Below are 13,288 nucleotides of genomic sequence, written 5' to 3'. Positions count from 1 at the left end.
CTCTTTAGGAGTCTGACTTCGGACGTTGTCCGAGGAAGAAGGACGAGGACTTCAGCGGCGTGAAAGTCGGCCGCTTCAGGCCGGCGCCGAGCAGCGGCGCGGTGTCGGTGGGGGCCGTGATGGAGGCGGTGGTCTTGCCCTGCGGCGCATCGGGCGTGCAGGTGCCGGCGACGAAGGTCGGCTCCGGCCCGAGCGGGCTGCCGCGGCGGGCGTACTTGTCGTAGGCCAGCGGCAGGGTGTTGTTCAGGCCCTCATGGCCGTTGCCGCCCTTGGCGTCGATCGCCATCATCTCGCTCTGGCACATCTTGCCGGTCTCGACGCACATGTTGAGGATCAGGCGGTAGAGATCGGAATCGATGGTGCCGTAGCGGCGCACCGGCTCGTTCTGGCTGGGCTTCTCCAACTGGAGATATTCGGCGCGGCCGAGCGAGCCGCCGGCGGATTTGGCGCTGGCGATCCAGGCGTCAAAGCCCTTGTCGTCGAGGCCCTGGAAGTTGAAGTGCATGCCGGAGAAGCCGGCGCCGCTGTAGTTCGCCGAAAAGCCCTTGTAGGTGCCGGCGTGGTTCACCACGGCGTGGAGCTTCGTCTCCATGCCCGGCATCGCGTAGATCTGGCCGGCGAGCGCGGGGATGTAGAACGAGTTCATCACCGAAGACGCGGTGATGCGGAATTTGATCGGACGATCGACCGGAGCGGCCAGGTCGTTGACGGTGGCGATGCCGTAGTCCGGATAGATAAAGAGCCACTTCCAGTCGAGCGCGACGACGTCGACCTCAAGCGGGGCCTTGGACTGGTCCACGGCCTGCTCCGCTTTGATGCGGCCGAGCGTGCGATAGGGGTCGAGCAGATGCGTGCCCATCCAGGTCAGCGCGCCCAGGCAGATGATGATCAGCAGCGGCGCCGACCAGATCACCAGCTCGAGCTTGGTCGAGTGGTCCCAATCCGGCTCGTAGCGGGCCGAGGTGTTGGACTGGCGGTAGCGCCAGGCGAACAGCACCGTCAGCGCCATCACGGGGACGACGATCAGGAGCATCAGGACGGTGGAGATGATGACGAGGTCGCGCTGTTGCGCTGCGATATCGCCGGCAGGCGCCAGCACGACGTAGTTGCAGCCGCTGAGCGCAGCTGCCAGAGGTAGCAGCGCCAGGATCTTGAGACGGGACACGGGCCGAGCCTTATGAGAATGAGTTTCCTTTGCGGGCCCAAGGGGTAGCTGCGGCGCAGCAATCCGGACATTGGACAATTTGTCCAATGTTGCAGTGCGGAATGTTGGGTCAAACAGGGGGAGATTGCCTGGCGCCCCGCCGGGCGGTTGGCTTTGGTTTTCAGGACGTTAAGGGCGCACGAATGGCGACGGCACAGACCCCCGCAATGGCGGATATCCACTCGGGCGAGCACGGCCACGACCAGGCCAGTCCCGGCGAGATCGCCATCGGCGTCATCATCGGCCGCACCTCGGAATTCTTCGACTTCTTCGTCTACGCGATCGCCTCGGTGATCGTATTCCCGCGCTTGGTGTTCCCGTTCACCAGCGAGCTGACCGGCACCCTCTATTCCTTCATGATCTTCGCGCTGGCCTTTATCGCGCGTCCGCTCGGTACCGTCATTTTCATGACGGTCGACCGCGAATACGGCAAGACGGCCAAGCTGGTCTCGGCGCTGTTCCTGCTCGGCACCGCCACCGTCGCGCTCGCGTTCCTGCCCGGCTATCACGACATCGGCGTTGCGGCGATCTGGCTGCTGGCGCTGGCGCGTATCGCGCAGGGTCTGGCCTGGGGCGGCGCCTGGGACGGTCTCGCCTCGCTCCTGGCGCTTAATGCGCCGCCGTCCAAGCGCGGCTGGTATGCGATGGTGCCGCAGCTCGGCGCCCCGCTCGGGCTGATCGTGGCGAGCGCGCTGTTCGCCTATTTCGCCGGCAACCTCTCGGCTGACGATTTCTTCGACTGGGGCTGGCGCTATCCGTTCTTCGTCGCCTTCGCCATCAACGTCGTGGCGCTGTTCGCGCGCCTGCGCATGGTGACGACGGAAGAATATGCCTCGCTGTTCGAAAACCGCGACCTTCAGCCCTCGCGCATTTCCGAGACCGTCGCGCGCGAAGGCCACAACATCATGCTCGGCGCGTTCGCGCCGCTGGCAAGCTTCGCGTTGTTCCACATGGTCACGGTGTTTCCGCTGTCCTGGGTGTTCCTGTTCACCCGCGAAAGCCCGGTGCGCTTCCTGATCATCGAGATCGTCGCCGCCGTGTTCGGCGTCGCGGCGATCGTGGCCTCCGGCATCATCGCCGACCGCGTCGGCCGCAAATCGCTGCTGATGGGATCGGCGATCGCGATCGCGATCTACAGCGGTTTCGCTCCGCAGCTGCTCGATGCCGGCGCGTTCGGTGAGACCATCTACATGGTGATCGGTTTCATCCTGCTGGGTCTCTCCTTCGGCCAGTCCTCGGGCGCGATCGCCTCGAACTTCCGGCAGGCGTACCGCTACACGGCTTCCGCGCTGACCTCGGATATGGCCTGGCTGTTCGGTGCCGGCTTCGCGCCCTTGGTGGCGCTTCTGCTCGCCACCAATCTCGGCGTCATCGCGTCGGGTGCGTATCTGCTGTCAGGCGCGTTCTGGACCCTGCTCGCACTCTGGCTCAGCGGCCAGCGCGAGGCGGGCGACATGGACGCGGGCGCTTAAGCCGCGTCCAGCGGACGGGAATAAAATTCAGACCGGACGATCCTGTTTGCGGCGACGCAAGCAGGAGATCTCATGAACGTCCGGTCCAATCCCGTCCAACAGCAAAGTTTTGCAAGCCTGGTCCTCACCATCGTCGCGATCGTTTTCTCGACCGGGCTTGCCCACGCCACCGGCAACGTCGCGCGCGGCCAAACGCTCTACAAGGGCTGCGCAGATTGTCACTCCATCAATGAGAACGCTGTCGGCCCGATGCACAAGGGCGTGGTCGGTCGCAAGGCGGGCAGCGTGCCCGGCTATGACTATTCGGCCGATCTGAAGAACTCAGGGATCGTCTGGACCGAGGACAATCTCGACAAATGGCTGGCCGGACCGCAGGCCATGGTGCCGGAAACCAAGATGTTTTTCGACGTCCCGGACGCGCAGGATCGTGCCGATATCATCGCGTTTCTGAAGGAAAAGGCGCGGTAGGTCGGCAGAGCAGGTCTCGTAGGGTGGGCAAAGCGAAGCGTGCCCACCATCTGTCGCTATCATTGACGGATCGCGGGCACGGCGCTACGCGCCTTTGCCCACCCTACGGCACTGTCTTTGTGGCCCGAGATCCCGGGTTCGCGCCAAGCGCGCCCCGGGATGACGCGCGCTTGGCGCGCGTCAGTCCGCCACGACCTTCACGCGATCCCGCACCTTCACCTGCGCGTTGCGATCGAGCCCGTTGAGCACGCGGAAGCGTTCGGCGGGATGATCGACGCCGGCCATGCGGTGGGAGAGCGATTCCACGGTGTCGCCGGGCTGCACGGTGATGACCTTGATGCGCAGGGGGCGCGCGGCCTGGATCTCGTCGAGTGTCAGGCGGCGGAATGAATTGACGGTCTCGCGCGCGTTGCGCTCGCTCTCGGTCGATTTCTGCCGTGCCGCGAAGATGAAGCGATAGACGTCGCTGCCGAAGCGCAACGCATAGACCTTGAACTGCCACTGATCGCCCTTGGCGGTGGCGGACGCAGCCGGAAAACCGTTGATGGTGATGTCTTCGGTAGAGGCCTTCTCGACGCCCTCCATCCAGCCGGAATTCAGGTAATCGCCGAGCGACTGCTCGGCCGGCACCCTCACGACATCGAAGCGCATCGCCTGCGAGCCGCCGTCGCGCACGCCGATCACCGCCTGCGCGGTGTTGTCGAGCGTGAAATTGTCCGGCGCCTGGAAGGTGAAGCCGAGTTTCGGGTGCAGGAAGCGCCGGCCGCGCACAAAACCTTCGCTGGGATCTTCGCCATAGACGAGGTTGTCGATCGCGGCGAGGTAGGTCTCGCGGTCACGCTCGGCGCCCTCGGGCGCCGCATATTGCCGTGCGATGGTCTGCGCATTCTGCACGCGCTCGGGGGTGGCCGGATGCGACGAGGTGAAATCCTGCGCGCGCGGATCGAGCGAGGTCTTGCCGACCTTGAGTTCGGCATTGCGCTCCATCGCCGAGAGGAAGCGGGCGGCACCATAGGGGTCGAAATGTGCCTTGGCAGAAAGGCCGACGCCGATGCCGTCGGCCTCGAACTCCTGGTTGCGCGAAAAGCTCGCCATGGTGAGCTTGGTCTTGGCCAGCGCAAGCGCGGTGAGATCGGGATCGTTGCTCATGTCGGTGACGACGCGGGTGACGATCGCGGCCTGGCGCGCCTGGTCCTCGCGCATCGCGGCGTGCTTGGACAGCACATGCGCCATCTCGTGGCTGAGCACAGAGGACAATTCCGAGGTGTCGCTGGCGAGCGCGAGCAGGCCGCGGGTGACATAGAGCTGGCCGTTCGGCAGCGCGAACGCGTTCACGGCGCCGGAATTGAGAATGGTGACCTTATAGCCCTGGTCGGGGCGGTCGGACGCCGCGACGAGCCGGTCGACGGTCTTGCTGACGAGCGATTCGAGCCTGGGGTCGTCATAGGTGCCGCCATAGCTCGCCAGGATGCGCTCGTGCTCTTTTTCGGTGGCGGGGGTCTGCGCGACCGCCGGTTTCGGCTTGGGCATCGCCACGGTCGGCGGGGCCGCCGCGGTCTGGAACCGGTTCATGTCGCCGCAACCGGCAAGGGCTGAGCCCAGCACGAGGCACAGCGCCGCCGGCGCAGCCCGCAGGCGGCGGCGTTCACTCGATACGTGCCGTTCTAGCACCCCATCCACGTCGCTTAACCCGTGCCTGGCCCTTTTAGGGCCTTACCCCTGTCGGCTCGTTTGCGCCCAGCAACTCGACCTGCCCCGCAAGGCGCACATCGATGCGCGGCCCTGAATTCCCATCGACCCAGCCCCGGACACGAATCCGTCTATTTTCCAGGGACTTAAGAGTGATCCCGGCGCTTTCGAGCGCGGGTTGCGTACGCTTTGAAATAGTCACGGCAAAGCCGCGTGTCCAGTTTCGTCCGAAGTTGAGGTAGGTCATTGCCCCAGCTTGCCGGACCGACAGGACTTTGCCCTCGACCACCATAAAGCGCCCGATCCCCGCCAAAATATCGTCCGGACTTTCCGCGTTTTTTATGGCCGACGGGTCAGCCCAGTTGCCCTTTTTTTGGCGCCGCGCCTCGGTCTCCGCCGCCATCAGGGCCGCCGCGCAGTCCTTGTCCGCGATCTCGGCGGAGACGAGGGCGTCGCCCTGGGCGAGCAGCATGGCCTGGATGGGGGCCTCGCTTTCGCCGACGAAGAAGATGAGTGCGCCCTGACGGCCGTAGCGGTCGGGCGTGTCGTCGGTGCCGCGCAGCGTGACGTCGCGTCCGGTGAGCAGCGACGTCAGCGCCTGCTTCGTCGTTGCGGTCGGCTCGATCCCGGCGAGGCGCACCTCGCGGCCGTCATCGAGACGCACGCCACGCGCATCGACGATTGCGGCGACGCGGCCGTCGCCTTGGGACTCGAACTGGCACGGTGCGGCGAACGCGGTGTGACCGGCGACGAGAAGAAGTGCGACGATGAGATGAAGCAGTCGCGTCACGGTGCCCGGAAAGGTTGCGTTGTGCTCTAGTTCTAACGCAAACGTGGCGAACCGCGAAGGCTATCGTAGGGTGGGCAAAGCGAAGCGTGCCCACGTCTTTGATTTGTCGCGCGGGCTCGTGGGCACGGCGCGAAGAGCGCGCCTTTGCCCACCCTACGGCAGTTCGCGTGACGCGTCGCCATTGCCTCACACTCGATCAGCGAATTAATGAACTTGCACAGCAATGACGGTGGAAACATTTCGCCGCAACATGCCATTCCGCTTTGCGGAAAACATGTGCGGCAATCATGCGCCCGCAACGCCCTCGCGCTTGCTGCGCACTTGCGCATGCGGCATGATTGCGGCAACAGCTTCAACCAAGAGCAATAACCAAGCCGCCATCAGAGTACGGCGCGATAAGGGAGGTCTTTTTCGATGAAGCATATTTTGTCGGGCATTTTTGCCGCAGCGTTTGCCCTGAGTGCGAGCGCCGCCGCGCAGGCCCAGGACAAGCCGCCGCTGAAGATCGGCGGCATCCTCGACATGTCGAGCCTCTATGCCGACATCACCGGTCCCGGCAGCGAGACCGCGGCCAAGATGGCCGTCGAAGATTTTGGTGGCGAGGTGCTGGGACGCAAGATCCAGGTGCTAGCGGCCGACCATCTCAACAAGGCTGACCTGTCCGCCAACATCGCCCGCGACATGCTCGACAACCAGGGCGTCGAGATGATCTACGATGTCGCGGCCTCGGCCACTGCGCTCGCCGCCGGCGAGATCGCGAAAGCGCGCAACAAGATCATCATGTTCAACGGCCCGGGCTCGATCCGTCTCACCAACGAGGCCTGCGGTCCCTACACCATCCACTACGTGTTCGACACTTACGGCCAGGCCAACGTGACCGGTCTTGCCGCCGTGAAGTCCGGCCTCGACAGCTGGTTCTTCCTCACCGCCGACTACGCCTTCGGCCAGGACCTGGAGAAGGACACCAGCGCCGTCGTCACCAAGACCGGCGGCAAGGTGCTCGGCGCCGTGCGCCATCCGCTCAACACCTCGGATTTTTCGTCGTTCCTGCTCCAGGCTCAAGCGTCCAAAGCCAAGGTGATTGGCCTTGCCAACGCCGGCGGCGATACCGTCAACGCCATCAAGCAGGCGGCCGAGTTCGGCATCACCAAGGGCGGCCAGAAGGTCTCGCCGCTGCTCGCCTTCGTCTCCGACATCGATTCGATCGGGCTGGAGACTGCGCAGGGCCTGCTGCTCGCCGAAGCCTTCTACTGGGACCTCAACGACGACACGCGCGCGTTCTCGAAGCGATTCATGGAGCGCACCAAGCGGGTGCCGACCTCGGCGCAGGCCGGCGTCTATTCGTCCGTCACGCATTACCTGAAGGCCGTGAAGGCCGCGGGCACGACCGACTCGGCCGCGGTCATCAAGGTGATGAAGGAGACACCGATCAACGACTTCTTCGCCAAGAACGGCAAGATCCGCGAGGACGGCCGCATGATCCACGACATGTACCTGTTCGAGGTCAAGAAGCCGTCGGAGTCCAAGGGCCGCTGGGACGACTACAAGCTGCTCGCCACCGTCCCCGGCAACGAGGCGTTCCAGTCGCTGGAGCAGTCGCGCTGCCCGCTGGTGAAGAAATAGAGATCGTCATTGCGAGCGAAGCGAAGCAATCCAGAGATGTTTCCGCAGAGACGGTCTGGATTGCTTCGTCGCTTCGCTCCTCGCAATGACGGGTGTGGCTGAGGCCCGAGCAAAACAACAACAAGGGAGACGTCCCATGAACGACATGGTCCTGCAAAAGCTCGAAGGCGGGCTGCTCACCATCACGATGAATCGCCCGGAGCGGAAGAACGCGCTCAACCCCGATATGGTCGCAGGGCTGGTCGAGGCCGCGCGGCGCGCGGCTGACGATCCCGAGGTGCGCGCGGTGCTGTTCAAAGGCGCAGGCGGCTCGTTCTGCGTCGGCGGCGACGTCAAGTCGATGGCGGCAGGCCGTGCGCCGCTGCCGTTCGAAGTGAAAATGGCGAACCTGCGCCGCGGCATGGAAGTGTCGCGCATCCTGCACCAGATGCCGAAGCCCGTGGTGGCGCAGCTAGACGGCGCGGCAGCCGGCGCCGGCCTTTCCATGGCGCTGTCCTGCGACCTGCGCATCGCGAGCGAATCCTGCAAGATCACGACCGCCTTCGCCAAGGTCGGCTTCTCCGGCGATTATGGCGGCACCTATTTCCTGACGCAGCTGCTCGGCAGCGCGCGGGCGCGCGAGCTCTATCTGATGTCCCCGGTGCTCACGGCGAAGGAGGCGCATGCGATCGGGATGGTGACGAAAGTCGTTCCCGACGCCGAGATCGATGCCGCCGCGCACGAGCTCGCGCTGTCGCTGGCGCAGGGGCCATCGATCGCGCTCGGCTTCATCAAGCGCAACATCAACAACGCCGAGCATCTGGCGCTGGAAGATTGCTTCGACGGCGAGGCGATCCATCACACCCGTTGCAGCGACACCGAGGACCACAAGGAAGCCGCGAAGGCCTTTGTCGAGAAGCGCAAGCCGACCTTTAAGGGCGCATGACGATGGCGCCCTATATGCGGCTTCGGCAGATCTGCCTCGTCGCGCCGCAGCTCGCGCCTGTGGTCTCCGACATCGCCGGGATCATGGGCCTCGACGTCTGCTACCGCGATGGCAATGTCGCCAAATACGGCCTGGAGAACGCATTGCTCCCGGTCGACACGATCCTGCTGGAGGTGGTCGCGCCGTTCAAGGGCGGCACCACCGCCGGCCGCTTCATCGAGAAGACCGGCGGCCGCGGCGGCTATATGGCGATCTTCTGCTGCAACGATCCGGACGAGCGCGGCCGCAACGCCAATGCGATGGGCGTGCGCACCGCCAACGTGATCGACCACGCGCCCTATCACGGCGTGCAGCTCCACCCCCGCGACTGCCGCGCCGCCTTCATCGAATTCAACCATACCAAAGGCAGCGACGATATTCTGGGGCCGTATCCGCCCGCGGGGCCGGACTGGCAAAAATTCATCCGCAAGGATGTGACGCAGGCGCTGACGGGCGTGGAGATGCAGAGCCCGGATCCTCAGGGGCTCGCGGAACATTGGGGGAAGGTCATCGGGGTCGTGCCGAGTGGCGGTGCCGAATTGAAACTGCCCAATGCCACCTTCCACTTCGTGAAGGGCGCCAGCGAGATCATGAGCGCGCTGGAGTTTCAGGTGGCGGATGTGGCGAGCGTGCTGCATGCCGCGAAGGCGAAAGGGCTCGCGGTTGCGGGGAACGAGTTTCTGCTCGGCGGGGTGACGTTCCGGCTTGCGGCTTGAGCGATTGCCACACACACCGCTGTCGTCCCGGACAAGCGAAGCGCAGATCCGGGACCCATAACCACAGGGAGTGGTTTGGCGAAGACTCGTGTTGACCAGCTTCGCGCCACAACTCCTCCCTGTGGTTATGGGTCCCTGCTTTCGCAGGGACGACAGGGAGGTTGTGGCAACGCCAAAGTAATACGGCGAGCCGCCGCAGCGATCACCTTCCCCTAAAATTCGCCGTGCGCCGCTCTTCGGTGGCCTTGACGCCTTCCTTGAAGTCTTCCGTCGCGCGCAAGCGCGTCTGCTCGGCGAGCTCGTGGTTGGTCGCGGCCATCACGCGATCGGCGAGGTTGGCGCGCATCGTGGCGCGGGTGGAGAGGAGGCCGAGCGGGGAGCATTCGGCGATCTCGGCGGCGAGCTTCATCGCGCCCGCCTTCACCTGGTCCTGCGGCACCAGCTCGTTGGCTAGGCCCCACTTCACTGCCTCTTCGCCGGTGACGCGGCGGCTGGTGTAGAACATCAGCTCGGCGTTGTTCTTGCCGATCAGCTCGGGCAGCGTCACGGTCAGGCCGAAGCCGGGATGGAAGCCGAGCTTGGTGAAGTTCGCGGAGAAGCGCGCTTCCGGGCAGGTGACGCGGAAGTCGGCCGACACTGCGAGACCGAGCCCGCCGCCGATGGCTGCGCCCTGCACGGCCGCGACTATCGGCTTCTTGGCGCGGAAGATGCGCACGGCCTGGATGTAGAGATGGTTGATCGGGCCGAGGTTGTCGGCCGGGTCGCCCTTCTTCTCGGCCTCGCGCGCCTCCTGCGCCTGCCGCGCCGGATCGCCAAAATTGGCGCCGGCACAGAATGCCTTGCCTTGTGCCGACAGCACGGATGCGCGGATCTCGATGTCGCGATCGAACTCGTCGAGTGCGTCCGCGATCTGGTTGATCAGCGAGATGTCGAAGAAGTTCAGCGGCGGACGGCGGATCTCGATGGTGCCGACGTGGCCAACTTTTTCGACGCCGATATCTTTATAGGTGCTCATGACGATCCTCGATTGAATTAGCGCAAACCAAGTCCGCGCGCGATGATGCCGCGCAGCACCTCGGTGGTGCCGCCCTGGATGGTGAGTTTCGGTGCGGTCTTGATGGCGAAGTCGAGTTGCCGCTCCAGCGTCTCGCGGTTGGTCGCGGTCTCCTCGACGAAGGCGGCGAGATCGCGCACGCGATGCGGAAGCTGTTGCTCCCAGACCGTGCCGATGTCCTTGACGATGGACGCCTCCACCACCGGCTCCTTGCCGGCCTGCAGCATGCCCGCAACCGAGACCGACATGCGCCGCATGGTGTGGAGCTGCGCCACGAGACGGCCGATGCCTTCGGCGCTGCGCGTGTCCGGGTTGGGGCCGACCGCGCGGACGAGCTCGGTCAGCACGTAATAGGTCTCCAGAAAACGCTCGGGGCCGGAACGCTCATAGGCGAGCTCGCTCGTCGCCTGCTTCCAGGCGCCGTCGACTTCACCGAGCACGTGATCGTCGGGCACGAAGAAGTCGGTGAAGACGACCTCGTTGAACTCGTACTGGCCGGTGATCTGGCCGATCGGGTTCACCTGGATGCCCGGCTGCTTCATCTTGACCAGAAACTGCGTCAGGCCGTGACGGCGGTTTTCCTTGGTCGGCTGCGAGGTCCGGAAGATCGCGATCATGTAGTCGGCGATGTGCGCCGACGAGGTCCAGATCTTGGTGCCGTTGATGAGGTAGCCGCCGTCGGTCTTGGTCGCGCGCGTCTTGGCCGCGAACAGGTCGGAGCCGGAGTTCGGCTCGCTCATGCCAATGGCAAAGCAGATCTCGCCGCGGCAGATGCGCGGCAGGATGTCCATCTTGATATGCTCGGGCGCGTATTTGATCAGCACCGGCCCGCTCTGGCGGTCGGCGACGAAGAAACGCCGCGTCGGCGCGTTGGCGACGCGCATTTCCTCGGTCACCACGTAACGCTCGAGGAACGAGCGCTCCTGGCCGCCATATTTCTTCGGCCAGGTCATCCCGAGCCAGCCCTTGGCGCCGACCCGGCGGGAAAATTCCGGCGCGTCGGTGTCCTCGCGGTTGGGCTTGTGCGGATCGAAGGTGCCGGCCGCGATTTCCTCGGCGAGGAAGGCGCGCACTTCCTTGCGCAATTGCTCGCACTTCTCGGGCAGGCGGATCGGATCGAAACGAAGGGCAGCGGTCATTGTTGTCTCGTCCTCTGATCAGCGCGAAGCCACGAGCGGCCACAATTCGTCGGCGCCGCGGTTTGCCACCAGCTTGCCGAGCTCGACGGCCCAGTGGCTCTCCGAGCCGAAATCGTCGCGCCAGGCCAGCGCCCGCAGCGAAAAGCGGTGCAGGATGTGCTCGCTGGTGAAGCCGATGGCGCCGTGCACCTGATGCGCGATGGCGCCGCCTTTCTCCGCGGCTTCCGCGCAGCGGATCTTTGCCGAGGCGGCTTCGAGGTAGACCTCGTCGTCGAATGACTTTGCGTTCGCGATGGCGTCGGCCGCGGATGTTGCGGCCGCAAGCGCGGCGGCGGATTCGCCGGCGAGCCGGGCGAGATTGTGCTGCACGGCCTGAAACTTCGAGATCTTCTTCTCGAACGCGACGCGCTCGTTGGAATAGCGCACGGAGATGTCGAGCATCGCTTCCAACGCGCCCGCGATCTGAAGGCTGCGCGCGACGCCGCCCATCAGCATGAGCGTGGTCTGGTCAAGGCCCTTCGGCGCGGCCTTGATGGTGACAGGTTGGACCTTGTCGAGCGTCACGGTATCGCTGTGGTCGTAGCCGACATTGAGGCCGGATTCGATCCGGCCCTTGCTCGCATCGACCAAGGCAATGGAGATGCCATCCTTGCCGTGCGCCAGCACCGCAAAGTGCTTCGCCGCCTTGGCAAAGGGCACGCCGCGGGCGCGGCCGGAGAGCGCGCCGTCGGCATCGAGCGTGATGCGGTCCTTCGGGCTTGCCGGCAGCACCGTCATCTCACCTTCCGGTGAGGCGATCTTCGCCTGCGCAAGCAGCCAGCCCGCCAGCATGGTCTCGGCCAGGGGAACCGCGACTGCGAAGCGGCCGGCGGCGTTCAACAGCGCAAAACCGTCGGCCAAGCTGGCGCCGGAGCCGCCGAGATCGTCAGGCACCCAGGACAAGGGCAAGCCGGCTTCGCTCAGCGCCTGCCACAGCGGCGCCTGCCACGAACCCTTCTTGTCGTTGTTGATGGTCTGCGGATCGGCGAGATCGGCGAAGATTTTCTCCGCGGTCTCGACGACGATATTGTCACTCTCCGCCACAGCGTTCCCCGTGTTTTGCCATTGGCGCGTTCCGTCCGGTCGGTGCGGCGCGCGGTCTCTTCTTGCGCCCGATGATCCGAAAAAGCCATGGCCCTGACAAGCGTTGACCGCAGGCCCATCTGCGGCTCCGGCATGGGCGCAAGAGCTGCTATGGACTAATTCCGCTTAGCGGAGTTTGCTCGATTTGCAGGGCGCGGCAAACTCGCTAAACAGGGCCAGCTGTTTAAGGCTTGCATTCAATCAAGGGGAAGGAAATCCGGATGGCAAAAGACGGCTTGTGCGCAATCGTGACGGGGTCCGCATCCGGACTTGGTGCAGCGACTGCGGAGATTCTCGCGCGGAGTGGGGCGCGGCTCCTCATCAACTATTCCTCGAGCCAGAAGGAAGCCGAGGCCACGGCCGAACTCTGCCGCAAGGCGGGGGCGGCGGAGGTGCTCGTCGCGCAGGGCGACGTCTCAAAAGATGACGATTGCCGCAAGATCGTTGCGGCGGCCAGCGGCTGGGGCCGGCTCGACGTGCTCGTCAACAATGCCGGCATCACCAAGCATGTCGCGCATGCCGATCTCGATGGATTGTCGGCTGAAGATTTCCAGCGCTTGTACGCCGTCAACACGATTGGCCCGTTCCAGATGGTGCGCGCGTCGCGCAGCCTGCTCGAGGCCGGCGCGAAGGCTTCGGAGCGGCCGTCCGCCGTGGTCAACGTGTCCTCGGTTGCCGGCATCAGCGGCGTCGGCTCGTCGATCGCCTATGCCGCGAGCAAGGGCGCGCTCAACACGATGACGTTGTCGCTGTCACGTGCACTGGCGCCGCTGATCCGCGTCAACACGGTGTGCCCCGGCTATATCGACACGCCCTGGTTCACCAAGGGCCGCGGCGAGGCCGGCGCCAAGCAGGTGCGCGACAGCGTGGTGGCGAAGGTGCCGCTGAAGGTCGCTTCATCCGCGAATGACATCGCGCAGCTCGTCTGCTTCCTGGCAACGCAGGCGTCGAGCAATATGACCGGCGAGGTCGTGCGGATGGATGCGGGGATGCATCTGATTACTTGATTGGCGCCGCGCTCCGCGCGTCACACGCAGACGTCGTCCC

The 13,288-nt window shown here is 64.8% G+C and carries 12 protein-coding genes; 6 read left to right on the top strand and 6 right to left on the bottom strand.

All coding sequences use genetic code 11. The features are described 5' to 3' along the window. Nucleotides 1–4: 4 nt before the first annotated feature. Nucleotides 5–1,165 carry a ubiquinol oxidase subunit II gene (gene cyoA / locus QJT78_RS28495; RefSeq protein ID WP_028151373.1) on the bottom strand — a complete coding sequence of 387 codons (1,161 nt, stop codon included), beginning with the start codon at nucleotides 1,163–1,165 and terminating at the stop codon, nucleotides 5–7. Nucleotides 1,166–1,347: 182 nt separating this feature from the next. Here cyoA and QJT78_RS28490 point away from each other — a divergent pair, with 182 nt between their 5' ends. Continuing rightward, nucleotides 1,348–2,676, top strand: coding sequence for an MFS transporter (locus QJT78_RS28490; RefSeq protein ID WP_028151372.1), 1,329 nt, complete (start codon nucleotides 1,348–1,350; stop codon nucleotides 2,674–2,676). 72 nt (nucleotides 2,677–2,748) lie between these two features. Next, nucleotides 2,749–3,144 carry a cytochrome c family protein gene (locus QJT78_RS28485; RefSeq protein WP_193375954.1) on the top strand — a complete coding sequence of 132 codons (396 nt, stop codon included), beginning with the start codon at nucleotides 2,749–2,751 and terminating at the stop codon, nucleotides 3,142–3,144. Nucleotides 3,145–3,324: 180 nt separating this feature from the next. Here the strand turns inward: QJT78_RS28485 and QJT78_RS28480 are convergent, their stop codons facing one another. Next, entirely contained in the window at nucleotides 3,325–4,716 is a 1,392-nt protein-coding gene (locus tag QJT78_RS28480; RefSeq protein WP_028151370.1) for a M48 family metalloprotease, read from the bottom strand. A 133-nt stretch (nucleotides 4,717–4,849) separates the two neighbouring features. Further along, on the bottom strand, nucleotides 4,850–5,623 hold the full coding sequence (locus QJT78_RS28475; RefSeq protein ID WP_080586663.1) for a thermonuclease family protein: 774 nt from the start codon (nucleotides 5,621–5,623) through the stop codon (nucleotides 4,850–4,852). Nucleotides 5,624–6,037: 414 nt separating this feature from the next. Between QJT78_RS28475 and QJT78_RS28470 the strand changes: the two genes are divergently transcribed. The 3 genes from QJT78_RS28470 (at nucleotide 6,038) to QJT78_RS28460 (ending at nucleotide 8,926) form a co-directional block, all read left to right on the top strand. Beyond that, nucleotides 6,038–7,246 carry an ABC transporter substrate-binding protein gene (locus QJT78_RS28470; protein ID WP_028151369.1) on the top strand — a complete coding sequence of 403 codons (1,209 nt, stop codon included), beginning with the start codon at nucleotides 6,038–6,040 and terminating at the stop codon, nucleotides 7,244–7,246. 136 nt (nucleotides 7,247–7,382) lie between these two features. Then, nucleotides 7,383–8,171 (top strand): enoyl-CoA hydratase, encoded by a 789-nt coding sequence (locus tag QJT78_RS28465; RefSeq protein ID WP_038943861.1) that lies wholly within the window; start codon nucleotides 7,383–7,385, stop codon nucleotides 8,169–8,171. Between the two features lie 2 nt (nucleotides 8,172–8,173). Beyond that, nucleotides 8,174–8,926 (top strand): hypothetical protein, encoded by a 753-nt coding sequence (locus QJT78_RS28460; RefSeq protein WP_028151367.1) that lies wholly within the window; start codon nucleotides 8,174–8,176, stop codon nucleotides 8,924–8,926. A gap of 202 nt (nucleotides 8,927–9,128) precedes the next feature. On the opposite strand, the gene QJT78_RS28455 is transcribed toward QJT78_RS28460, so the two are convergent. The 3 genes from QJT78_RS28455 to QJT78_RS28445 are packed head-to-tail and all read right to left on the bottom strand — an operon-like array spanning nucleotide 9,129 to nucleotide 12,202. Then, nucleotides 9,129–9,941 carry an enoyl-CoA hydratase/isomerase family protein gene (locus QJT78_RS28455; protein WP_028151366.1) on the bottom strand — a complete coding sequence of 271 codons (813 nt, stop codon included), beginning with the start codon at nucleotides 9,939–9,941 and terminating at the stop codon, nucleotides 9,129–9,131. A gap of 17 nt (nucleotides 9,942–9,958) precedes the next feature. Further along, on the bottom strand, nucleotides 9,959–11,119 hold the full coding sequence (locus QJT78_RS28450) for an acyl-CoA dehydrogenase family protein (RefSeq protein WP_008133127.1): 1,161 nt from the start codon (nucleotides 11,117–11,119) through the stop codon (nucleotides 9,959–9,961). A gap of 18 nt (nucleotides 11,120–11,137) precedes the next feature. Then, entirely contained in the window at nucleotides 11,138–12,202 is a 1,065-nt protein-coding gene (locus QJT78_RS28445) for an acyl-CoA dehydrogenase family protein (protein ID WP_028151365.1), read from the bottom strand. 260 nt (nucleotides 12,203–12,462) lie between these two features. On the opposite strand from QJT78_RS28445, the gene QJT78_RS28440 reads away from it, so the two are divergent. After that, nucleotides 12,463–13,248, top strand: a complete 786-nt coding sequence (locus tag QJT78_RS28440) for an SDR family oxidoreductase (RefSeq protein ID WP_028151364.1) — start codon at nucleotides 12,463–12,465, stop codon at nucleotides 13,246–13,248. Nucleotides 13,249–13,288: the final 40 nt, after the last annotated feature.

Origin of the sequence: Bradyrhizobium sp. Mp27 (assembly GCF_029953005.1) — a bacterium.
Lineage (GTDB): Bacteria > Pseudomonadota > Alphaproteobacteria > Rhizobiales > Xanthobacteraceae > Bradyrhizobium > Bradyrhizobium barranii.
Note: the sequence above shows the minus strand (reverse complement) of the source record. Positions and strands in the feature narration are given on the sequence as shown.